Below are 21,982 nucleotides of genomic sequence, written 5' to 3'. Positions count from 1 at the left end.
ATTTTTTTCAACGGCCTGTTAAGCTGTCCGAGCTGGCCGGCATCGTCGGGCCGCGCAAACAGCCCGTGATGCGCGACCTCTACTTTCAACCCACGCACACGCTGTCGGAATACACGCGCCTGGCCGAGCGCGACGGCGCCATCCCGGACTGAACACGGCCCACTGTGACTTTTTCAGTCTGGCGTCATACCGGACAGGTCTTAATCGGGATTCTTGCGGCGAAGCCGCACCAGTCTGATCCAAACAGACACGATGCACGGTGCGGGCTGCGGCAAGCTGGCCTGTACGGCGCCCCACATCGGGGCGCTGCCGTCGCAGCATTGAGACGAATATCGCAACGCATCGGAGCCAATCGGTCTTGACAGCCTCAACTATCTTCTTACCCCATGACGTTCTGATGATGGCGATGTAGTGCGTAGCCCTGCCGTGGCGGCCAGTCCTGTTTGCAGGGAGGTGGCGTCATGGCCGATCGCAGCGCCGAGCACTGGTATCCCACTGCCGCGTACCTGTACGTGCTGCATCTGGATGGCCTCGCGCTCGCTTGGGAGTACCTACGCCGGCATCCCGACTACCGGATCGACTGGCTGCGCCATCATCGCCGGCCCAAAGCCGCACAGCAGGCAGCGCAACGCTGGGGCCTGCGCCTGCTGGAAGACCCGGCACTGGATGCGCGCGAGGCGCATCCGACCTGGCTTCCTGGTTCCGATGCCGTGGTGCAGCTCTATCCCGATGCCGATCCGCCACCGGATGCCGCCGCGTTCGCGTTCTGGCGCATTCCCGGCCACAAGCAACTGACTCACGATGGCAAGGTTCTGGCGCTGATCGCGCGCAGTCCTGGCCGCTGTCTGCGCTTCGCACTGACGCCTGGCCTGGAGGACGGCATGGCCGTGGCCTATGCCCGCCGCGGCGGCGCTGCCGCGCCTGCGCGCGACCATGCGCCCAGCGCGGCCCTGGTCGCCATCAAGCCCCGGCCAACACTTGCTGCGCTGCTGGAACTGCACACCTTGCAGGCACTTGACGCGATCCTCGCGGGCGCTACGTCGCGCGAGTTGGCCGAAGGCTTGTTCGGCGTGGACGCCGCGGCCGATTGGTACAGCGATGGCGGCTTGCGCTCGAAAGTGCGCCGCCTGGTTCGGCGCGGCGATGCGTTGATGCGCGGCGGCTATCGCCAACTAGCACAGCTCCCACCGATTGAGAAGGGTCGTTTCGATGGGGACGCAAAACGACCCTGAGCGGGAGAGCTTGGTTTTCTGAGACTGCCTCCATCCGGTCGCGCTGTGTGGCCGGGCGTTTTCAACCGATGGAGGTTCACACCATGCGTCCCGCTCCTTTGCGGCCTGCCGCCACTGTCTCGACCGCTGCTGCGCAGCCCCAACGCTATCTGACCAACGATGAGGCCGCCGAGTACCTGCGCCTTTCGCCGCGCACGCTGGAAAAGCAGCGCGTGATCGGCGGTGGCCCGCGCTTTCGCAAGTTCGGCCGGCGCGTCATGTACGCCGTGGCCGACCTCGATGCCTGGGCCGCCGACCGCAGCTTCGAGACGACTTCCGATCCCGAGTACGCCGAGCACCACTCGGCCGACAGCCGTGCGCGCTGATCGGCGGCGCGCGGCAGGCCATCGCCATGTCCAGCACCGCGCTGCCGTCCCGGCAGCGGCCGATGCAGGAGCGCGAGCAGCTCGACCTGTTCCGCGCCTTGCCCGGCGACATGGCGCCGCGCGACAGCCAGGACTTGATGGCCTATCCGTTCTTTTCGCTCGGCAAGTCCAAGCGGGTCAAGCCCATCGACTTCCGTGCGGGCAACGTGACGATTCGTGTGGAAGGCACGCAGGAGCACGGCATCGCCACGATTTGGGATGCGGACGTGCTGATATGGGCGGCCTCGCAGATCGTGGAGGCGAAGGACGCGGGTTTGCGCCCGTCGCGGCTGATGCGCGCGACGCCCTACGAGATCCTGCGCTTCATCGGGCGCGGCAAGTCGCTGCGCGACTACCAGCGCCTCAAGGCCGCGCTCGACCGGCTGCAATCGACCACGGTGGCCACGTCCATCCGCGAGACGACCGGGCGGCGCCTGCACCGCTTCTCGTGGATCAACGAATGGAAGGAACTGGCCGATGCCAGCGGCACGCCGCTGGGCATCGAGCTGATCCTGCCGGACTGGTTCTATGCGGGCGTGCTCGACGCCGCCCTGGTGCTGACCATCGACCCGGCGTATTTCCGGCTCACGGGCGGCATCGAGCGATGGCTGTACCGCCTGGTGCGCAAGCACGGCGGCAAGCAGGCATACGGCTGGCAATTCGATTTCCGCTACCTGCACCAGAAGTCCGGCAGCACCGCCAAGCCCTACGACTTCGCCTGCGACCTGCGCGCGCTCGTCGCGCGGCAGTCGCTGCCCGGCTACGTCCTGGGCATCGAGCGGATGCCGGACAACGGCATGGAGCTGTTGACGTTCCGACCCGTGCCGCAGACGGCACGGGGATAACTTCGGGAAAGCCTGTGGATGGTGTCGTGCTATCAGGCGTGCGGGGTATCGTGCTATCAGGCGTGGGACTATCGTGCTATCAGGCGTGCCGATCGGCCGCAAACCCGCGCCAGCACTGGGTTTGCGCGTCCTCTAACTTCCCTAACTTAATTTCTCTAACTTTTAGTAGGGAAGCGCCGCTGCGGTGGACAACCACCACGCGGCCACAAGCGCAGCAGCAAAAGCCCGGCTTTCCAGCATGGAGGGCCAGGCCATGATTGTCGCTTTGCTCAACCAGAAAGGCGGCGTGGGCAAGACCACGCTCGCCACCCACATCGCCGGCGAGCTGGCGATGCGCGGCCAGCACGTCGTGCTGCTGGACGCCGACCCGCAGGGTTCATCGCTGGACTGGACACAGCGCCGAAGCCAGCAAGGCTTGCCACGGCTGTTCAGCGCCGTGGGCCTCGCACGCGAAACGCTGCATCAAGAGGCGCCAGAACTCGCCAGGTGGGCTGATCACGTCATCATCGACGGCCCGCCACGCATCGCGGCACTGGCGCGCTCCGCGCTGCTGGCGGCCGAGCGCGTGCTGATCCCCGTGCAGCCCAGCCCCTACGACCTGTGGGCCAGCGCCGAGATGGTGGCGCTGATCCGCGAAGCGCAAGTGTTTCGGCCTGCGCTGCGCGCGGCCTTCGTCATCAATCGGCGCGTCAGTACCACCGTGATCGGGCGCGAAGCGCGCCAGGCGCTGGCCGACCAACCGCTTCCTGCGCTGCGCGCGGAAGTGCATCAGCGCATCGTGTTCGCCGACAGCGTGGCCGCTGGCCGGCTTGCACGCGAGACGGCGCCGGACAGCGCCGCCGCACGCGAAATCACCGCCCTGGTAGACGAACTGCTGCGGTGGCCGACATGACAGCGAAGCCACCAATACGCGCAAAGCGCGTCGGCATCGGCGCGCGTCCGCCCGCGAATCCGCACGCCGAGGCGTGGATTCGGCAGGGCGACGCCGATGCGATCAACAAGGGCGACCTCTACACGGCCCGCCTGACCCTCGACGTGACGCCCGCGCTGCGCGCTCGCATCAAGATCGCCGCCTTCGGCCAAGGCGTGACCGTGGCCGATCTGCTGCGCGGACTGCTGGAGCGCGAGTTTCCAGAACACCGCAGGGAGAACACGCCATGACTGCATCCGCTTCGCCTGCCGCTGGCGCAGCCACGGCTGCGCTCGCAGCACCTTCCGGCCAGCCTGCCAGCGCGCCGCTGACGCGCGTGGCGCTGGCCTACATCGAACCGCGCTTCAAGCTCTACCTGCGCTTCGGCGAACCCGCGCGCACGCTCCAGCTCGACCGCTGGCGGCGCTGCGCGGTGTTCCTGCCGGGCGCCATGTTGTGCCGTATCCGCTGGCAGGCCAACGACTACGGCACCGTGCGTTGGCAGCTTATGGTGATGCAGGCTTGCACGCTGCTCGATGCGGCACAGCGCATCCCCGGCGTACAGCCGGGCGCGCGCCTGCTGCTGCACGCCGAGGGCGAGAACCAGGTGCGCGCCGTGCTGGAGCGCATCGACGCCATTGAGGCGCAGGGCATCGCGCCTGTCGCCGCTTCGCCCGCGTACTGGCGCACGCTCGCCAACCGGCTCGCTGCGCGCCTGCCACTGCCCGAATACACCGCCGAGCGGCACGCCGCCTGGCTGACCGGGAGGGCGCTGCCATGACTACCATTTCCACTGCTGGCACCGCGCCGCGTCCTCGCTCACGCCTGCGCTCTCGCCTCGTACTGGCGGGCCTGTCCGCCTGCGGCCTCGCTGCGCTCGCCTGGGCGTCCTTCGTGCAACCGATGCCGCGCCTGATCTACAACCCGTCCGACAGCGTGGCGGTCGGCTGGTATCGCGTCGATCCGCTGGGCCACGGCACCGGCTCGCTGCCACGTCCTTTGTCCGTGGGCAGCATCGTCCTGACCACGCTGCCGCCAGACGCCGCCGCGCTGGCCGCGCAGCGCGGCTACCTGCCGGCGCACGTGCCGCTGCTCAAGCGCGTGGGCGCCATCGCGCCGCAGGAGGTGTGCATCACTGGCCGCGTCGTCCGCATCGACGGCTTGCCTTCGGCCGCCGTGCTGCCTGCTGACCGCTGGGGCCGGCTGCTGCCATCCTGGCAGCAATGCCGCCGCCTCGAACCCGCCGAACTGTTCCTCTTGAGTGTGACCAACCCGGCGTCGTTCGACAGCCGGTATTTCGGGCCGGTCAGCACATCCGCCGTGATCGGCGTCGCGCATCCGGTCTGGCTGGAATCCCGCCCATGAAGGCCGTCGATTCGCTGCACGTCGCCGTGCATCTCATCGTGCCATCGGGCGTGTCGTTCTGCTGCTCGTCGCCGTGTCGTCGCGCGTGCAGTGCGGGTGCATTCGCACCGCACTTCGCGCTGCCTTCGGCGCAGCCGTCCAACGTGCAGGCGTCTTGCCTCGAACGCGCCCGGCCTGCGGCCGTGTCCGCGTTCGCCGGCGCGCTGGCTGCTCACGCAGCAGCGCCGCCGGGCTGCCGGGCTGCCGCTGCCCGGAGCGTCAGCGAGGGGCAAAGGCGGAAGGCAAGACAAAAGGACGCGGCACCGGGCCGCGTCGAAAACCAGCCTGCACATGGGGGTTGCGCGGCACGGAGCGGCTTCGCCGCCGTGCCGCTTGTGGCGCGAAGCCCGCGCCGATGCGGGCATTTCTGCGTGCTTCGCACGACCGGACACGCCAGAGCTTGCAAGGAACGTGGCCATGACCGACCGCCGCGATGACGATTTCCGCATCCGCCCCAGCGCCCCGAAGAACCGGGGCCAGGGCTTCGTCTCCAAGGTGCTCAAGCAGGCAGGCAAGGCCAGCAGCGGCAAGTCGTCGGTGCGTCGTCCCGGCGTTGCCAGCGGCTCCGGGAGGGGCACGGGCCAGCGGCCCGGCGCGCGCCTGGGTCGCGGCCACACGGCGGCGCGCTTCGCCGGGGCGAAGCTGACGCCCATGTCGCGGCGCGTGACCATCAAGACGCTACTGGTCAACCAGCGCCAAGCCAGCCCGCAGTCGCTCGCCAAGCACCTGCGCTACATCGAGCGCGATGGCGTAGGCCGCGATGGCGAGCCGGGTCAAGCCTACGGATCGCAGACCGATGCCGCCGACCTCGACGCCTTCAAGGAACGCTGTGCCGACGACCGGCACCATTTCCGCTTCATCCTCTCGCCCGAGAACGGCGCCGAGCTGGAAGACCTGCGCACCTACACGCGGCACCTGATGGGCCGCATGGAAGCCGACCTGGGCACGGGCCTCGATTGGGTAGCCGTCAACCACTGGAACACCGACAACCCGCACACGCACATCGTCGTGCGCGGGCGCGACGACACCGGCAAAGACCTCATCATCGCGGGCGACTACATCGCTGATGGCTTCCGCCATCGCGCCGCCGAACTGGCGACCGAATGGCTGGGGCCGCGCACCGAGCTGGAGATCCAGCAGACCTGGCAACGCGAGGTGGAGCAGGAGCGGTGGACGAGCCTCGACCGTACCTTGCAACGAGAGGCCGGCGAGGATGGTCGGGTGCAGATCGAACGGTTCAACGAATCCCGCCTGCAACGCCAGCGCCTGCTGCTGATCGGCCGGCTGCAACGCTTGCAGCGCCTGGGTCTGGCCGACGAGATGCAGCCGGGCACCTGGGCCGTCCATGCCGACGCGGAAAAGACCCTGCGCGCCCTGGGCGAGCGTGGCGACATCATCCGCACCATGCAGCGGGCCATGCGCGGCGAGCCGCGCGAATTGGCAGTGTTCGAGCCGGGCCAGGATGCCGATGGAAGTGGCCGAACCATCCTCGGGCGCGTGGCCGCGAAAGGGCTGGCTGACGAGCTGCGCGACCGGGGCTATCTGGTCATCGACGGGGTGGACGGCAAGGCCCACTACGTCGCGCTCAACGCCCGCGACGAGCTGGCGAACTATCCGACCGGTGCCGTGGTGGAGGTGAAGGGATCGGCCGACGTGCGCGCGGCCGACAGGAACATCGCTGCGCTGGCGAGCGATGGCCTGTACCGCACCGACCATCACCTGGCGATCGAGCAGGGCCGGGCCAAGCCTGGACGCGACCCGCAGGAAGTCGTCGCTGCCCACGTCCGCCGGCTGGAGGCCCTGCGCCGGGCCGGCATCGTGGAGCGCGTGGCGGAAGGGCTATGGAAGGTGCCGGACGACCTGGCCGAGCGTGGCCGCCAGTACGACGCGCAGCGCCTCGGCGGCGTGGCCGTGGAGCTGAAATCGCACCTGCCCATCGAGCGGCAGGCCCGCGTGATCGGGGCCACGTGGCTCGACCAGCAGTTGATCGGCGGCGGCTCCGGCCTGGGCGACCTGGGCTTTGGTGGCCAAGCCAAGCAGGCGATGCAGCAGCGCGCAGACTTTCTGGCCGAGCAGGGGCTGGCCGAGCGGCGCGGGCAGCGCGTGATACTTGCGCGCAACCTGCTGGGCACGCTGCGCAACCGGGAGCTGGTGCAGGCCGCGAAGGACATAGCCGCCGAAACGGGCCTGGGGCATCGCCCGGTGGCTGACGGGCAGCGCGTGGCAGGCATCTATCGGCGCTCCGTCATGCTCACCAGCGGGCGCTACGCGATGCTCGATGACGGCATGGGCTTCGCTCTGGTGCCGTGGAAGCCGGTGATCGAGCAGCGGCTGGGGCAGCAGCTCGCGGCCACGGTGCGCGGCGGCGGGGCGTCTTGGGAGATGGGGCGTACGCGCGGGCCTGCGGTCAGTTGAGGCGGTGAACAAAACGCTTTTTGCAACACGATACGGACGGCTTGCGCACGTTCCGATCAAGAAAGCATCGCGCGCACGGAGCTCATCCACTCGTTCTGCGTTTGAATAAATTATTTGATTAAAAATATAGTTCGTTCGTACGAACTGGTTTAGAATCTGACATGACCAAGACTTCGAGGAACTCATGAATCGCTTGACTACCTATGCGCTCGGCCGCCATAGCCCCGTACCGTCGGTCTGGGAGGCTGGCACGCAGAGCGCAGGCAGGGGCACGCAGGCGTGCATGGCGGCTGTGCTGTCCCTCTGCGTATTTCTGCTCGCCGCCTGCACGGATGGCTCAAGCTCGCCTCGATCCGCATCCACGCCGATGCCTGCGGAAGTTGTCGTGGTACGGCAGGCACGATGGCCTGTTACCAACGACGTGACTGGCAGCGTCGTCTCTGATGGACGCATCGACGTGGCTTCGCGCGTGACCGGATTCATTCGCCAGCTCGATGTTCGCGAGGGCCAGGCGGTCAGGCGCGGCGACCTGCTGTTGCGCATCGACGCCTCTGACATCGACGCGGCCATCGCGCAGGCACGCGCCGGCGTGCAGGCCGCCCAGGCGGCTTGGCGGGATGCGCAGCACGACGCGAACCAGAACGCGCAACTGGCGCCGGCAGGCGCGATCTCGGCTGACGCGCTGCGCAAGTCCAGGGTGCGGGAGGAAACCACCCGCGCGGCGCTGGAGCAAGCGCAATCGGCGCTGGCGGCGGCACAGGCGCAACGCAACTACGTGGCCATCACCAGTCCGGTGGATGGCGTGGTCGTCTCGGTGGCCCGGCGCAGCGGCGAGATGGCTACTCCCGGCGCGCCGCTGATGACGGTGGAGTCGCGCGAGGTCTTGCTGTTCAAGGCGTTCGTACCTGAGCGCAGCCTGGCGGCAATCAAGTCCGGTGACTTGATTCCCGTGCGCATCGACGCGCTGGGCGATGAGCGCTTCAAGGGACGGGTCCGGGGCGTGGTGCCATCGGGCGATGGCGTGACCCGCCGCTACGAGGTGGACATCGTGCTGCCGCGGGACGCGCGCCTGCTGCCGGGAATGTTCGGCCGTCTCGAAATCCTGCTGGACGAGAAACAGGCCGTCACGGTGCCGCGTGCGGCCCTTGTGCGACGCGGTGGCTTGGACGGCGTGTTCGTGCTCCAGGACGGCGTGGCGCGTTTTCGATGGCTGCGCACCGGTCAGCGCCTGGGCGATGTGGTGGAGGTGACCGCCGGCCTGTCGGACGGAGAAACCATCCTCGCCAGCGTCGCCGACACCGTCCATGACGGCATGCCGATCCAGGTCGTCGGGGGCGCGCGATGACGTCGCGGCGCCTGAACTTCGCGGGTTTTCTCGCGAAGCACTTCATCACCTCCAAGCTCACGCTGGTCTTCATCATCGCCGTGGCGTTGATGGGTGTCGTGGCGGTGCTGCAGACCCCGCGCGAGGAGAACCCGCAGATCATCGTGCCCGCCGCCGCCGTGGTGGTCGGCCTGCCCGGTGCCTCGGCCGCGGAGGTCGAATCGCTGGTGGTTACTCCGCTCGAAGGCATCCTGAGCGAACTGCCCGGCGTTGATCACATCGAGAGCACTTCCCGCAACTCACAGGGAATCGTTCAGGTGCAATTCAAGGTCGGCGAATCGAAGGAGCAGTCACTGGTCAAGCTTTATGACCGCGTGATGGCCAGCCGCGCGTGGCTGCCCGCCGACGCCGTCGGCCCGCTGGTGCAGAGCATCGACGCCGACGACGTGCCGATCGTCACCTTCACCCTGGCCTCGTCGACCTACGACGCTTATGCGCTCAACCGCATGGCCGAGCGCATGGCCGAGCGCCTGCGCAGCACCGAGAACGTCTCGGTGGTGTCGCTGCGCGGCGGGCAGCACCGCGAAATCACCATCGAACTGGAGCCCGATCGCCTGCAGGCCTATGGCGTGACCCTGGGCCAGGCCCGCGCGGCGATCGCCGCCAGCAACCTGAACGTGCCGCTGACGCCCACCGTGCAGGACGGCCAGGTACAAGCCATCAAGCTGGATGCGGCCTATACCTCAGCCGAGGATGTGCGTAACCAGCTCATCGCCGTGCGCGATAAGCGGCCGGTTTACGTGCGCGACGTGGCCACCGTCACCGACGGCCCGCCGCCGGAGCCGGCCACGGCCAGCCGCTTCTCCTTCGGTCCCGGCGATCCACGCTTTGGCACGGCCGATGCCACAGACCTGCCCGCCGTCACCATCGCTGTGGCCAAAAAGAAGGGCGCCAATGCCGTGGTGGTCGCCAATGCAGTGATCGACCGCATGCAGCGCATGCAGGCCACCTTCGTGCCCCAGGACATTCAGGTCGTGGTGACGCGCAACGACGGCCAGAAAGCCGACGACGCGGTCAACCTGCTGCTGGAACACCTGGCGATCGCCCTCGTCACCGTGGGCCTGGTGCTGATCCTCTTCCTGGGCTGGCGCGAGGCGTTGATCGTGATGATCACGGTGCCGTTGATCATGGGTATCACGCTGACGGCCAACCTGCTGGGCGGCGTCACTATCAACCGCGTCACGCTGTTCGCCCTGATCCTGGCACTGGGGCTGCTGGTGGATGCCGCCATCGTGGTCATCGAGAACATCCACCGCCACTACGCCAGCCGCAAACCGAAGGCAGACAAGGAAGCGGAAACCGTGCTGGCGACCAACGAGATCGGCAACGCCACCAACCTGGCCACCTTCGCGGTGATGCTGGTCTTCATCACCCTGCTGCTGGCCCTGACCGGCATGCCGCGCCAGTATTTTTTCCCGATAGCGGTCACCGTGCCGGTCGCCATGGTCGCCTCCATCGTGGTGGCCTACATCGTCGTGCCATGGGCGTCCAATCGCTGGCTTCATCGCCACGACATCCGGCAGGAAGAATCAGCGCACGGGCAACAGTCCCATGGTCATGGCGCACCGGGGCGGATCGAGCGCCTCTACCTGCGCCTGTTCAGCCCCTTACAGCAATACAGAAACGTGCGCATCGGCTTCGCTCTGGCGGTGCTGCTGCTGATGGCGGTTTCGCTGATGCAAGGCGCCTGGCAGTTCGTCCGTCCGGCGGGCGTGGGCGGGGCCGTGTCCGCGCTGGGCGTGCCGATCGGCTTTCTGCCCAAGGACGACCAGAACACCTTCAACGTGGTGGTTTCGATGCCGGAAACCACGCCGGTGGAAGACACCGATCGCCTGGTACGCCAGATCACCACGGTGCTGGCACAGGAACCGCACGTGCTCAACTACCAGACTTGGGTCGGCCAGGCAGGTGTGGCCGACTTCAGCGGTCTGTTCAAGGGTACCGCCGCGCGTGCCGGCAGCCACGTCGCGGAAATCCGCGTCAACCTCACCGACAAGCGTCACCGCAAGGAAAGCTCCATCGACATCGTGCGCAAACTGCGTCCCAAAGTGGAGACCATTCGCGCTGCCTGGCCCGGTGCCGAGGTGGCGCTGGTGGAGCAGCCGCCGGGTCCGCCGCTGCGCTCGACCGTTTTGGCGGAAATCTACGGCCCCGACGCCGAGGGGCTGCGCGCACTGTCGGCCCAGGTGCGCGAGGCCTTCGCGCAGACCTACGACATCGTCGACATCACCGACAGTGAGCCAGTGGACGTGCTGGAGCACCGCATCGTGCCGGACAAGGACAAGGCCGCGCTCTCCGGCGTCTCGACTGCGCAGATTGCCGAGGCGCTGGCGCTGGTCTATGGAGGCACCACGCTCGGCCGCGCCCACCTGCCGGACGAGAAACTGCCGGTGCCAGTCAGGGCCTTCGTGCCGCGCCGCTTCGAGGTCGATCCCGCCCGGCTCGACCGGGTGTTCGTGGACAACGCCGCCGGCCGACCCGTGCCGCTGGCGGAGTTGGTCAAAGTGGTCCCCGCATCGGTCGATCGCCCCATCCTGCACCGCGACAACGAGAAGGTTACCTTCGTCGGCGCGGAGCTGTCGGACTCGGTGCCGCTGTACGCAGTGCTCGACCTGCAGCGGCGCCTGCATGGCATCACCGCGCCGGACGGACGCCCGCTGCGCACCGGCAACCTGCGCTTCAAGGAGGACGTGCCCGACACCATCGACGGCTACCAGTTGCTGTGGGGCGGCGAGATGCGCATGACGCTGGACGTGTACCGGGATCTCTCCCTCTCCCTCGGCGGCGCCTTGCTCATCATCTATTTCGCGCTGGTCGCCTACTACCGCTCGTTCATCGTTCCGCTGGTGGCCATGTCGGCCGTGCCGCTCGGCATCATCGGCATTTTTCCGGGGCATTGGCTGATGGGCGTGGATTTCTCCGCCACATCCATGGTCGGCATCATCGCCCTGGCAGGCGTGGTGATCCGCAACTCGCTGCTGATCATCGACTTCATCCAGGACAATATCCGGCGCGGCATGCCGCTGAGAGAGGCCGTGCGCCAGGCCGGCGCGGTGCGTCTGCGGCCCATCCTGCTGACCATGCTGGCGATCATCTTCGGCTCCGCCGTCATGGTGACCGACCCGGTCTTCGGGGGGCTGGCCGTCTCGCTGATCTTCGGCACGCTGGTCTCGACCGCGCTGACCGTGTTCGTCGTGCCGCTGCTCTATGAGCTGCATGCGAAGCGCCATACAGCCCCGGCGGCCACAGGAGCAGACCATGCATGAGAATGACCGCGGCACATCGTCCCCCCGCCGCCGCCAAGCCCGCGCAGGCCATGAGACCGGCCCATCGGCCCGCCATCGGCTCGTCGGCACGCTGGCGGTGCTGGCGGTGCTGAGCGGCTGCGCCTCGCTGGCGCCCGCGCTCGATCCCATCGCGCTCCCCGTCGCATCGAACTGGCGGACGCAGCCCGACACGCCGGGCGTTGCGGCCGCGGCTGACCTGGCGTGGCGCGAGTACTTCACCGACCCGGCCTTGCAGGCGCTGATCGAGACCGCGCTGGAAAACAACCGCGATCTGCGCGTGGCGCTGCTGCGCACCGAGGAGGCGCGCGCCGCCTTCCGCATCCAGCGTGCGCAGCAGGCGCCAATGGTTGGCGTGGGGGCGCAGCAGATCCGCGCCGGCCTGCCCGATGGGCTACAGCCGCTGGCGGGCCGCTCGGTCCTGGAGGTCAACGCGGCCACGGTAGGGATCAGCAGCTGGGAGCTGGACCTGTGGGGCCGCGTACGCAGCATGAAGACCGCCGCATTCGAGCAATGGCTGGCCACCGGGCAGGGCCACCGCGCCGTGGAATTGGCGCTGGTCGCCCAGGTCGCCGATGCCTACCTGGGCCTGCGCGAACTCGACGAGCGCATCGCGCTGGCAAGGCGCACGGTGGAAAACCAGCAGTCGCTGGCGCAAATCTTCCAGAAACGCTTTGAGCTGGGCCATGGCTCCCGGCTGGAGCTGACCCAGGTGCGCACCCTGCTCAGCCAGGGCAAAGCCCTGCAGGTGCAGCTCGAATTGCAGCGCGAACAGCAGCGCAATGCCCTGGCGCTGCTGCTCGGCAGCGACCCCCGATTGCCGCCGCCATCGGCCCCGATGGATGAAGCCCTGGTCATGCCCGAACTGAGGCCCGGGCTGCCCTCGGACCTGCTGGCGAGCCGCCCGGACATCCTGGCCGCCGAGCATGCGCTGCGGGCGCGCCAGGCCAACATCGGTGCGGCGCGCGCCGCATTCTTCCCGCGCATCGCACTGACCGGCGCCGCCGGCACGGTCAGCACCAGCCTGAGCGACCTGTTCTCGTCGGGCACCCGGGCATGGCTGTTCCAGCCGACGATCGAACTGCCGATCTTCGATGCCGGCATGCGACAGGCCAATCTCGACGTCAGCGTCGTGCGGCGCGACATCGCCATTGCCGAATACGAGCGCGCCATCCAGGCAGCGTTTCGCGACGTTTCCGACGCCCTGGCCGCAAGGCAGAAGCTCGCCGAGCAACTCGCCGTGGCGCGCCAGGCCCACGCCGCGCAGAGCGAGCGTTTGAAACTGGCGCGGATGCTGTTCGATGCCGGTTCGGCGGCGCACCTGGAGGTGCTGGACGCCGAGCGCGACCTGCTTGCCGTCGAGCAGCAACTGGTGCAGGTGCGCAGGGCGGCATTGTCAAGCCAAGTCGGGCTGTACGCGGCGCTGGGCGGTGGCACCAACCAGCCCCCGAAAAAATGAGGAAACGCAATGCTCTGGCAGGCACTGACCGCGATGCGTGATCTACGGCGTTTGCATGAAATCGCCTCGATCCTGATCCGCTATGGGTTTGGCGACATGGTGCGCCGGATGGGGCTGTCCAACGCCTTGGAGCGGGCGGGGACGGCACTGCACTGGAACGAAGCGACAGACTTCGCCCACATGACGCCCCCTGAACGAGTGCGGCGGGCGCTGGAGGAGATGGGGCCGACTTTCGTCAAACTCGGCCAGGTGCTCGCTACCCGGGTCGATCTACTCGAACCCGAGTGGACCGCCGAATTCGGGAAATTACAGGACAGCGCGCCGCCCGCTCCCTGGGCAGCCGTACATCAGCAGCTCACCGAAGACCTCGGCGCGCCGCCCGAGGAAATCTTCGCGGCCTTCGATCCCGAGCCCTTGGCGGCCGCTTCCATTGCGCAGGTGCATCGGGCGCGTCTCGACGATGGCAGCGAAGTCGTGGTCAAGGTGCGCAGGCCCGGCATTCGGCCCATTCTGGAAGCCGATCTGCGCTGGCTTGCGCGCTTGGCCGAACTCGCTGAGACGGAGAGCGCGGAATGGCGCGTCCTGCATCCGCGCGAGATGGTGCGCCAGTTCGGCCAGTCGCTGCGCAATGAACTCGATTTCGCCGGCGAATGCCGCAATGCCGAACGCATCGCCGAGAACTTCACCGGCTATACCGATCAGGACTCTCCTCCTGTCGTCCCGGGCGAGGAGAAGCCGGACGCGGATGGCGCACCTCCCATCATCGTCATTCCCCGCGTGTATTGGCAGTGGACCGGCGAGCGGGTCTGCGTACAGGAATTCATTGGCGGTATTTCCGGGCGCAGGCTTCAGGCCGTGGACCAGGCTGGCCTGGACCGCAAGGTGCTCGCACGGCGTGGCGCCAATGCGGTACTGAAGATGATCGTCGAGGACGGGGTGTTTCATGCTGATCCCCATCCGGGCAATGTGTTCTATTTGCCGGGCAATCGAATCGCCTTCATCGACTTTGGCATGGTTGGCAGGCTGGAGGAGGAACGCCGCGACCAGTTGATCCGCCTGCTGCTGGGGCTGGTGAGGAACGACGCCCGCAGCGTCGTCGACGTCATGCTCGAATGGACGAGCGACGGTGTGGCAAATGAGCAGGATCTGTTGTCGGAAGTCCGGTCTTTCATCGATCGCTACCACGGCGTGCCGCTGAAGCAATTGCGGTTGAGCGCCATGTTGTCCGACCTCGTGGCGATCCCGCGCCAGCATCACCTCGTCCTGCCCAACGATCTGTCCCTGCTGATCAAAGCCTTCGTCACACTGGAAGGCTTGGGTCGTGAACTCGATCCCGGCTTCGACATGGCCAACCAGGCACTGCCGCTGCTGGAGCGTGCCATGCACGCGCGCTACTCCCCGGCAGCGCTGCTCAGACGGGGGCGGCGGGCGGCCGGTGACATCTTCTCGTTGCTGGCAGGCTTGCCCCAGGACCTCTCCCGGCTGCTGCGAGCCGCCCGCCGCGGCCGGCTGGAAGTGCACATCGACGTCACCCATCTGAGGCGGGTCGGCGATCAGCTAGATCGCGCCGTCAGCCGCCTGGCGATAAGCATCGTCACCGCCGCTCTGATCGTCGGGTCGGCCATCGTTATGAGCGTCGTGCGCGAACCCTCCCTGCCGGGCCTGCCCTCTTTCGGACTGCTCGGTTTCATCGCTGCCGTCATTGGTGGCATCTGGGTGCTGGTCTCCATCTGGCGTGGTGGCAAGGGCGGAAGATGATGCAGTTCGCTGATGGCAAAGCTTCAAACGGGTTCGCACCAAAAATTGGTTTGGCGCTGGGCAGCGGCTCCGCGCGGGGGCTCGCGCACATCGGCGTGCTGCGGGCCGTCGAGGAAGCCGGCATCGAGATCGACTTCATCGCCGGCACCAGCATGGGCGCGCTGGTTGGCGCTGTTTACGCCGCTGGCAAGCTGGATGAACTCGAAGCGGTATTTCAGTCCTTCGACTGGAAGAAAACAGTTGCCTTTTTCGATGTTGTGCTGCCCAAGTCCGGGCTGCTGGACGGTGCCAAGGTCAGCGATCTGGTGCGTGAGTACGTGCAATCCGCGCGCATAGAGGAGCTGCCAAAACGGTTTGCTGCCGTGGCCACCGACATTGTTAGCGGCGAGGAACTCACCATGGCCAGCGGCGATGTCATTGATGCCGTGCGCGCCAGCATTTCCGTACCCGGTGTCTTCACGCCAATACGAAGTAACGGCCGGATCCTGGTTGATGGGGGCCTTGTCAACCCGGTGCCGGTTAGCGTGGCGCGCGCTATGGGAGCCGACGTTGTCATCGCGGTTGATCTCAACCATGAGATCGTTTCCGGGAAGAACTTCAAGCCCGTACTGCCGCCAGGCCGACTGACGGAAATGGGCGACTGGGTTGAGGGTTATCGGCAGGCTATTCAGTGGATCAAGGAGCGCATGCTTGCTCATGAAATTCCGGGTTCTGCCCAATTGGCCCGCTGGGCTTCGGTCGAAGAGCCGGCCCCCAACATCTTCGAAGTGCTGCTCGCATCGATCAATGTGATGGAGACCCGCATCACGCAGGCCCGTCTCGAACTGGAAAAACCCGACATCCTCATCCAGCCGCCCCTGGGTCACATCCGCTTCCTCCAATTCGCCCGCGCCGAGGAAATCGTCGAGATCGGCTATCGCTGCGCAGCCGAGCAGTTGGCTCGCTGGGCAGAAACGTCAACCCATGGCTGACTCTCATCTCATGAGCTTTACCGAGACTGTAATGACCGGCGTCCGCGCCGCCGTGGCGGGTACCCTGACCTGTGAGGCCGCGCCCGTGCAGCTTGCCGTGCGCCTGTTGCTGTCGGACCAGCAGATACCGATCCGGGCACTGGTGACTTGCAGCATCCATTCCGGGCAGCAGGGCATCAACGCCGGTACCGCGCTGGACCTGATCTACATCAGCTTGCAGCAATTGCATGCCCACGTCGATGCGGCGCGCGGCTCATCTGCGCTGCTCGGCAATGCGGCCACCGTGCTGGCGGGGGACTACCTGACCACAGGTGCCTTCCGCTTGCTGGTGCGTTGCGATGACCTTCAAGTCCTGGCCCTGGTTGCCGATGCGGTCAACCGGGCGGCTGAGTTGGAGGCCACCAACCTGAAGCATGTGCAGATCACAGGCGACGATCCAGCACAATGGTTGCGGACTCGTCAAAGATTGGCCGTGCCGCTGGGTGAGGCGGCTGGCGCCACAGGGGCCACTCTCGCAGGCTACTCTGATTCTCTAGCCAAAGTAGCGCGGCGCTACGGAGAAACCCTCGTTCCAAGTTGCGTGTTGTTGCAGGAAGCCGATGTCATGGACGACTTCGTGGCGCGCACGACCGTCCAACGTTCAGCACTCGACCTGTGCCGCCAAGCAATGCAGGGAGCACGGACCATCGCGACGGCCACAGGGAACGGCCATCCACTCGAACTCGCTGAACTGATCGCGGCAAGAATCAATGCGACGGGGCACCCCCCCGGGAACCACATGCCGGCATCCTGACCAATACCAAGTGAAACAAGAGAGTCCCATTTCATGAGAAAAGATCCCATTCACATGCTTGGCACCGCCGGTGCTGTCCATGTCCTTATCTGCTCACGGGCTACATGATCGGCAGCATATGGCTTCTGCTTTCCATTCTGCGCAGCGGGAGAGGACGATGAGCACCACCGGGAAGGTCGTCATCTTCTATTCTTCCATCGGATACGGACACATCAGTGCCGCGCAATCCATTCAGGACGAGATACGGCGGCGATCTCCGGCGACCCGGGTGCTGATGCAGGACATCCGCACGTTCATGCATCCGGTGTGGCGACGGGTTGACGAGCGCCTGTACTGGTTCGTCGCCAACCATCTGCCGGAGTGCTTCGAGAGTCTGTTCCGTACGATGCAGGCGCGCGGCAGCCGTGTGGCCTCGCTGTCGATGCTGCCCAATGACTATCCGGAAGAACGCGTATTGGCCTACTTGGCCGCGCAGCGACCGGATGCTGTTCTCGCCACCCATTACGGGGCGGCCCAGGTGTTGGGAACCTTGCGGGAAAAAGGACTGCTGTCCGACACGAGAATCGGCTGGCTGCATACGGACTTCTTCGAGGGTTATTTCCCACGCATCTCCAAGCGGATCGACCGTACCTTTCTTGCCCACCCGGAACTGGAAACGCGCTGGCTGGCCGCAGGCGTTCCGGCCGACAAAGTCGTTACCAGCGGCATGCCGGTGCGGATTCCCGCGGCATCCGCCGACGCCCGCCGTGCCACGCTCCAGGGCCTTGGGCTGTCGGTGGACGTGCCGACACTGCTGCTGACCGGCGGCAAGGAAGGGGCGGGCGACTATCTGGGGGTCGTCGAAAGCATCGTTCGCCGCTGCCCGGGCCGCCTGCAGATCATCGCGGTGTGCGGCACGAATACGCGGCAATACGAGGCGCTTGCCGATCTGCGCGAAAGGCTGCCGGACACGGTGACGTTGAAGCCGCTGGGGCTGCTGCCGCGCAGCGAGATGGCGTCGTGCATGGCAGCCACCGACATCCTGGTCACCAAGGCCGGCGGGATGACGCCCGCAGAGGCTTTTGCCCTCGGGGTGCCGACCGTGCTGCTCGACGTGATCAGCGGGCATGAACGCGAAAACGCCGCGCTGTTCCTGCGCCAGGGCCTGGCCCGGTTCGCGGCCAGCGCCGACGATGCGGGCAGATCCGTGATGGAACTGCTGGGCGACCCTGCCGAGCGCGAGGCCATGCTGCGAGCCCAGCAGGAGTTCCGGCAAAGCATCGACATCGCGAGCATCGTCCGATTTGCGCTGGACGATGGCTTCAGGCCGGCCCGGCCCTTGCCCGACTACGGCGTCGAAAACGGAGCCCCCGTCCAGGGCATCGATCAGGCGCTGGCGCAACTGGATTCCGAAGCACCGGCAGAGGTCGAGCTGCTGTTGTCCTACGCCACGTCCAAAACGCCGCAACGGGTCGTTCTCGAAAACCCGTTCGGGCATCTTGCCGTGCGCATCGGCGACACCGTCTACAGCGCGAACTACATCGCGGACCCGTCCGTCGACCCGAACTTCCTGCAGCACGTGAGCCTGGCGGACTACCTGTACGGCATCCATCGTCCGTCCCGTTCGCAGGTCCATACCAACACCTACGGCATGGCCTATGGCCGTGAGACGCTCGGGTTGCGGGTCCAAGGCATTCCCGCCGAGCGTCGTGCGGCCATGGTGGCCGAGGCCCACCGCATCGAGAACGGATTCCGGGACGGAAGCCTGCGCTGGAACAGGAGCGATCTCAATTGCGCCGACGTGGTTGCGCGAATTCTCGCCGCCGGTGGCTACGGCGACCGTTCCCTGTACGACTGGGCGGGCTTACCGAGCATGCCGTTGGACCTGTTCGAGCGGATGCGGGCGCACTTCGAGGCCGATACTTCCTTGCGGGAAGAACTGGTGGCCTACCGATTGCTGCCTGGAACGCAGGCAAGCTACCGCTTCTCCCGTTTTCCGCTGTCGGTCGGGCAGCCATTGCGCTCGATGGCGCGCGTCCTGAGCGATGCACCGCGGGATGCGCTTGAGCAGGCAGTGACCCGGCAGGTCACCGGTTACTTCGGCGACCGGCGGCTCTACGTGGAGAACCTGCGGGCATGCTGGCCAGCTTCGGAATCTGCGCACTCCTCCTTGACCAGCCGTCCTCATTTGGCGCTGGAGCAGGCCATCCTCGCCGATCTGCGGCGCCTGCTCGCGGTATACGCGAAACTGCCGCTCAAGCGGATCGAGCGCTTGGGGAGGTCCCCCGCCGCACAGGCATACCACCGCCTCGTCGACCGCGGGCTCGAACTCGCCCGACTGGCCACCGAGCATGCCGAGGATGATCTGCGTCATCGCGCCGACCGCCTGCGCACGTTGTTCACCCAACTCGTGGAGAACTATGGGCGGATCGACCCGCAGCGCCTGGAGTCGCGCCACGTGCGGGCATACCTTGCGCGGCTTCGGGCGTTCGAGTCGGCGCTGGAGCGTGAACGCGTGCCCGCCCGTACTGCGTGGGCGCTGCTGCACGCGTGGTGGCACAGCATGGTGGCGCCCGCTCGCGCCAGCGCGCGGGCGCATCCTCGCGGCAAGGGGTCAAGTGGGTTCAGCGGCATGCGGGTTGATCCGGGCGAAGTCAAGCCTACCGGCGATGCGAAAGAGCACGGTGCGCATCCCCTCGAAGCTGGTCCAGCCACGCGCTCGGCGCTCGGCCACCTGGAAGCGCCCATTCAGGACTTCCAGGAGGCCATTGGTCTTGCGGGGCTGGGTCCAGGTGACGATGCCCTCAAAGTAAATTCGGATCAACCAGGCGACGTCCGTCATCGGCTTGAGACCTCCATGACAGTTGCCAAACCCTGCAAATGAGTACACCCGATTTCTCGCCGTTCCATTACCATTGCAAAGATCGTTCGTATGAACTATATTTTTACCGGAACAGCCGGAGGATGTATGCGCAATCATGCAGAGACAACCAGCGGCCACGAGGCGCGCAGTGCCAAGACCCGATCGCAGTTGATCGAAGCAACGATTGACGTTGTCGCTGCCGTTGGCTACGAGGGGGCAACCACACGCGCCTTGGCCCAGGCGGCCAAAACCACGCTGTCGGCCATTCCCTACCATTTTGGCAGCAAGAAGGAACTCTATCTGGCCGCAGCGGACATGATCGCCGAATATGCGGCCAATCGCTTCGTGGAAGCCGCAGCCTTGCTTGACGATACGTCGAACGTCGAGCTTTCCGCTCGCTTCGAACGCGCACTGATCCAACTGCTCCACACCATGCTGGAGGAAGCCGAGCCCCATGCCTGGACGGCATTCGTGGCCCGCTGCGCTTACGACAACGACGACGCCTTCGCCCTGATTCACGGACGCGCGATCGCGCCGCTGCAGGAGCGTCTAGTGCATGCCGCCAGCCAGTTCAGCGGCCGATCTTCCGATGACGAGGCACTGCGGCTGCGCGTCATCGCAATTCTGACGGCAATTTTCAGTTTCAGGTTTCTGCGCGGCGTGATGCTCCGTGGCATGGACTGGCAAAGCATTCAGAACGAAGCCGTCAGGCAGATCACGGACATGGTCCGCGATCTCTGCCGAAGCGGCTTTCTTGCTGTTCGGCCGGCTGATGACAGCGCGAACCGAAAAACAGGCCCCACTTGATTCCATCAATCCCTCTCAACTGAAAGGAAATGCATCATGACTCTCCAATCCTACGTACACCAGACCATCGCATGGGCGAAGCAGCGTCTCGATGAGACCGATGCCATTCTCTCCGAGGTCGAGAAATCGGCCGCCAGTATCAAGGAGGATGCCCGCAAGCAAGCCGATGCAGCTCGCGCACGCCTCGCGGCATCTCGCGCGAAGCTGCAGCAGTACTACGACGATCTGCGCGCCCAAGCGGATACCGCGAAGCAGGAAGCGGGCGAAATTCAGGACAAGCTCGAAGCCGAATGGATCGAGGTCGAGTCTGCCCTCCAGCAATTTGTCGCCACGACCGGCGATCAGGTGAAGACCGTGCGCAGCATCGTCGTCGTCCGTGCGCGCGCACAGCGGCAAGCGTGGCAAAACTACCTAAAGGATTTGCATGACCAGGCGGCCGATGCCGTCGAGAAGGCCCGCGGTGAACTCGATACCGCGTTCGATCAACTGTCTATCGAGGCCGAAAAGTTCCAGGCGCGTATCGGTGAGGTCAAGGATGCTGGCGATGAATCCTGGCGTGCCGTCAAGCAGGGGTTCGCTGATGCCAAGGCCGCTCACGCCATCACGGTCCAGAAAATCAAGGATGCCTTTTCCAAGGTTCTCTGAACCTAGGCGCCACGTTGCTTTTGTTTTGGCTCATCAGGAGAAATCACCATGAAACTTCGCCTTTACACGATCGCCTTGGCGCTGATTGCTCAGGCAGCGTTGCTGTCGGCTCCTCCCGCCTTGGCACAGAATGCAGAAGCACAGGCCGATTCAGCCGCCACACAGAAGGAGCCCTCAAGGGTTCACCAAGCACTGGCGTGGTCGCAGGACCGGCTGGCCCAGCTTGATGCCAACATTACTGCCCTGGAAAAAGACGCCAGCAGGCTCCGGGGCGAGGCGCGCACCAAGGCCGATGCGGCGTTGGCGGACCTGCGCAAGCAGCGGGACGCTTATCGCCGCCGGGCTCAAGATGCCGCAGCCAACGCAAAGAACTGGAGCGATGCCCAGGTCGCCGAAGCACGTCAGGCACTTGACAATGATTGGGCCGCCTTCCAGGCCGCCCGAGACAAGTATCTTGAAGAAAGCAAGGCCAGCATCGCTACGCAGCGTGCCGTACTGGAGGCGGAACTGAATGCGCAGCAGAAAGCGCTTGCTGGATTGCGTGCCGACGCGGCCAAGCTCGCCGGGGATCAGCGCACAGCCATTGAAGCGCGTATTGCCGCACTGAATGCAGATGTGGAGAAAACCAAGGCCCGGGTCTCGAAAGCCTCGGCCGAGGTATGGGAGACCACGAAAAAGAGCTATGGGGAAGCCCAACGGCTTTTCTCCGAGACCTATGCGTCTATCCGCCAGTCCATCGACGAGGCCAAGAAGTAATTTCCCTAAGGATGGCCTGCACAATCCTCGCGAGTCGGTGGTAGTGCGGACCGGGAGGGGCCACAAAGCGTCT

At 66.0% G+C, this 21,982-nt stretch carries 18 protein-coding genes and 2 pseudogenes; 19 read left to right on the top strand and 1 reads right to left on the bottom strand.

The genetic code is table 11. The features are described 5' to 3' along the window. The 16 genes and pseudogenes from HZS63_RS08670 to HZS63_RS14005 all read left to right on the top strand — a co-directional run. Nucleotides 1-152, top strand: a 152-nt coding sequence (locus tag HZS63_RS08670; protein WP_180683627.1) for a DUF2958 domain-containing protein, incomplete at its 5' end; no start/stop codon positions are given. Nucleotides 153-461: 309 nt separating this feature from the next. After that, the gene (locus HZS63_RS08665; RefSeq protein ID WP_017677020.1) at nt 462-1,232 is read left to right on the top strand and encodes a DUF2285 domain-containing protein; all 771 of its coding nucleotides are present in this window, start codon (nt 462-464) and stop codon (nt 1,230-1,232) included. 83 nt (nt 1,233-1,315) lie between these two features. Continuing rightward, nucleotides 1,316-1,597: a helix-turn-helix transcriptional regulator gene (locus tag HZS63_RS08660; protein ID WP_003107109.1), complete on the top strand. Its 282-nt coding sequence runs from the start codon at nt 1,316-1,318 to the stop codon at nt 1,595-1,597. A 26-nt stretch (nt 1,598-1,623) separates the two neighbouring features. Then, on the top strand, nt 1,624-2,481 hold the full coding sequence (locus tag HZS63_RS08655) for a replication initiator protein A (protein WP_017677021.1): 858 nt from the start codon (nt 1,624-1,626) through the stop codon (nt 2,479-2,481). A 253-nt stretch (nt 2,482-2,734) separates the two neighbouring features. Then, on the top strand, nt 2,735-3,373 hold the full coding sequence (parA, locus tag HZS63_RS08650; protein ID WP_017677022.1) for a ParA family partition ATPase: 639 nt from the start codon (nt 2,735-2,737) through the stop codon (nt 3,371-3,373). Beyond that, on the top strand, nt 3,370-3,642 hold the full coding sequence (locus HZS63_RS08645; protein ID WP_026088575.1) for a hypothetical protein: 273 nt from the start codon (nt 3,370-3,372) through the stop codon (nt 3,640-3,642). The genes parA and HZS63_RS08645 overlap by 4 nt, the downstream gene beginning before the upstream one ends. After that, nucleotides 3,639-4,172: a DUF2840 domain-containing protein gene (locus HZS63_RS08640; RefSeq protein WP_017677024.1), complete on the top strand. Its 534-nt coding sequence runs from the start codon at nt 3,639-3,641 to the stop codon at nt 4,170-4,172. The genes HZS63_RS08645 and HZS63_RS08640 overlap by 4 nt, the downstream gene beginning before the upstream one ends. After that, nucleotides 4,169-4,756, top strand: coding sequence for a S26 family signal peptidase (locus HZS63_RS08635; RefSeq protein ID WP_017677025.1), 588 nt, complete (start codon nt 4,169-4,171; stop codon nt 4,754-4,756). Before HZS63_RS08640 ends, HZS63_RS08635 begins: the two co-directional genes overlap by 4 nt. 456 nt (nt 4,757-5,212) lie before the next feature. Next, a complete protein-coding gene (locus HZS63_RS08630) occupies nt 5,213-7,210 on the top strand; it encodes a relaxase/mobilization nuclease domain-containing protein (protein ID WP_180683626.1) in 1,998 nt (665 codons plus the stop codon). 367 nt (nt 7,211-7,577) lie between these two features. Further along, nucleotides 7,578-8,555: an efflux RND transporter periplasmic adaptor subunit gene (locus HZS63_RS08625; protein WP_246316259.1), complete on the top strand. Its 978-nt coding sequence runs from the start codon at nt 7,578-7,580 to the stop codon at nt 8,553-8,555. Beyond that, nucleotides 8,552-11,860, top strand: coding sequence for an efflux RND transporter permease subunit (locus HZS63_RS08620; RefSeq protein WP_180683625.1), 3,309 nt, complete (start codon nt 8,552-8,554; stop codon nt 11,858-11,860). Before HZS63_RS08625 ends, HZS63_RS08620 begins: the two co-directional genes overlap by 4 nt. After that, nucleotides 11,853-13,337, top strand: coding sequence for an efflux transporter outer membrane subunit (locus HZS63_RS08615; protein ID WP_180683624.1), 1,485 nt, complete (start codon nt 11,853-11,855; stop codon nt 13,335-13,337). The genes HZS63_RS08620 and HZS63_RS08615 overlap by 8 nt, the downstream gene beginning before the upstream one ends. Before the next feature lie 9 nt (nt 13,338-13,346). Beyond that, a complete protein-coding gene (locus HZS63_RS08610; RefSeq protein ID WP_180683623.1) occupies nt 13,347-15,095 on the top strand; it encodes an ABC1 kinase family protein in 1,749 nt (582 codons plus the stop codon). Beyond that, nucleotides 15,092-16,066 (top strand): patatin-like phospholipase family protein, encoded by a 975-nt coding sequence (locus HZS63_RS08605; RefSeq protein ID WP_219339140.1) that lies wholly within the window; start codon nt 15,092-15,094, stop codon nt 16,064-16,066. Before HZS63_RS08610 ends, HZS63_RS08605 begins: the two co-directional genes overlap by 4 nt. After that, nucleotides 16,059-16,859, top strand: a complete 801-nt coding sequence (locus tag HZS63_RS08600) for an isoprenoid biosynthesis enzyme family protein (RefSeq protein ID WP_180683622.1) — start codon at nt 16,059-16,061, stop codon at nt 16,857-16,859. Before HZS63_RS08605 ends, HZS63_RS08600 begins: the two co-directional genes overlap by 8 nt. Nucleotides 16,860-16,938: 79 nt before the next feature. Beyond that, nucleotides 16,939-18,036 (top strand): annotated as a pseudogene (locus tag HZS63_RS14005) (MGDG synthase family glycosyltransferase); the annotation flags it as partial. 1,416 nt (nt 18,037-19,452) lie between these two features. Here HZS63_RS14005 and HZS63_RS14000 read toward each other — a convergent pair. Continuing rightward, nucleotides 19,453-19,689 (bottom strand): annotated as a pseudogene (locus tag HZS63_RS14000) (transposase); the annotation flags it as partial. Between the two features lie 81 nt (nt 19,690-19,770). On the opposite strand from HZS63_RS14000, the gene HZS63_RS08590 reads away from it, so the two are divergent. The 3 genes from HZS63_RS08590 to HZS63_RS08580 are packed head-to-tail and all read left to right on the top strand — an operon-like array spanning nt 19,771 to nt 21,909. After that, entirely contained in the window at nt 19,771-20,508 is a 738-nt protein-coding gene (locus HZS63_RS08590; RefSeq protein WP_219339139.1) for a CerR family C-terminal domain-containing protein, read from the top strand. A gap of 36 nt (nt 20,509-20,544) precedes the next feature. Then, complete coding sequence (locus tag HZS63_RS08585) at nt 20,545-21,153, top strand: hypothetical protein (RefSeq protein ID WP_180683620.1); 609 nt, start codon at nt 20,545-20,547, stop codon at nt 21,151-21,153. Between the two features lie 48 nt (nt 21,154-21,201). Next, nucleotides 21,202-21,909, top strand: coding sequence for a hypothetical protein (locus HZS63_RS08580; RefSeq protein ID WP_180683619.1), 708 nt, complete (start codon nt 21,202-21,204; stop codon nt 21,907-21,909). The last annotated feature ends 73 nt before the right edge of the window (nt 21,910-21,982 follow it).

This window comes from Tepidicella baoligensis, from assembly GCF_013432195.1.
GTDB lineage: Bacteria > Pseudomonadota > Gammaproteobacteria > Burkholderiales > Burkholderiaceae_C > Tepidicella > Tepidicella baoligensis.
The sequence above is the reverse complement of the archived record's forward strand: the minus strand, read 5'-3'. Positions and strand labels throughout refer to the sequence as shown.

What these genes read in the sequence shown, in the direction of transcription:
- HZS63_RS08665 (WP_017677020.1), top strand. Translation starts at nt 462, where the DNA reads ATGGCCGATCGCAGCGCCGAGCACTGGTATCCCACTGCCGCGTACCTG.
- HZS63_RS08660 (WP_003107109.1), top strand. Translation starts at nt 1,316, where the DNA reads ATGCGTCCCGCTCCTTTGCGGCCTGCCGCCACTGTCTCGACCGCTGCT.
- HZS63_RS08655 (WP_017677021.1), top strand. Translation starts at nt 1,624, where the DNA reads ATGTCCAGCACCGCGCTGCCGTCCCGGCAGCGGCCGATGCAGGAGCGC.
- parA (WP_017677022.1), top strand. Translation starts at nt 2,735, where the DNA reads ATGATTGTCGCTTTGCTCAACCAGAAAGGCGGCGTGGGCAAGACCACG.
- HZS63_RS08645 (WP_026088575.1), top strand. Translation starts at nt 3,370, where the DNA reads ATGACAGCGAAGCCACCAATACGCGCAAAGCGCGTCGGCATCGGCGCG.
- HZS63_RS08640 (WP_017677024.1), top strand. Translation starts at nt 3,639, where the DNA reads ATGACTGCATCCGCTTCGCCTGCCGCTGGCGCAGCCACGGCTGCGCTC.
- HZS63_RS08635 (WP_017677025.1), top strand. Translation starts at nt 4,169, where the DNA reads ATGACTACCATTTCCACTGCTGGCACCGCGCCGCGTCCTCGCTCACGC.
- HZS63_RS08630 (WP_180683626.1), top strand. Translation starts at nt 5,213, where the DNA reads ATGACCGACCGCCGCGATGACGATTTCCGCATCCGCCCCAGCGCCCCG.
- HZS63_RS08625 (WP_246316259.1), top strand. Translation starts at nt 7,578, where the DNA reads ATGCCTGCGGAAGTTGTCGTGGTACGGCAGGCACGATGGCCTGTTACC.
- HZS63_RS08620 (WP_180683625.1), top strand. Translation starts at nt 8,552, where the DNA reads ATGACGTCGCGGCGCCTGAACTTCGCGGGTTTTCTCGCGAAGCACTTC.
- HZS63_RS08615 (WP_180683624.1), top strand. Translation starts at nt 11,853, where the DNA reads ATGCATGAGAATGACCGCGGCACATCGTCCCCCCGCCGCCGCCAAGCC.
- HZS63_RS08610 (WP_180683623.1), top strand. Translation starts at nt 13,347, where the DNA reads ATGCTCTGGCAGGCACTGACCGCGATGCGTGATCTACGGCGTTTGCAT.
- HZS63_RS08605 (WP_219339140.1), top strand. Translation starts at nt 15,092, where the DNA reads ATGATGCAGTTCGCTGATGGCAAAGCTTCAAACGGGTTCGCACCAAAA.
- HZS63_RS08600 (WP_180683622.1), top strand. Translation starts at nt 16,059, where the DNA reads ATGGCTGACTCTCATCTCATGAGCTTTACCGAGACTGTAATGACCGGC.
- HZS63_RS08590 (WP_219339139.1), top strand. Translation starts at nt 19,771, where the DNA reads ATGAACTATATTTTTACCGGAACAGCCGGAGGATGTATGCGCAATCAT.
- HZS63_RS08585 (WP_180683620.1), top strand. Translation starts at nt 20,545, where the DNA reads ATGACTCTCCAATCCTACGTACACCAGACCATCGCATGGGCGAAGCAG.
- HZS63_RS08580 (WP_180683619.1), top strand. Translation starts at nt 21,202, where the DNA reads ATGAAACTTCGCCTTTACACGATCGCCTTGGCGCTGATTGCTCAGGCA.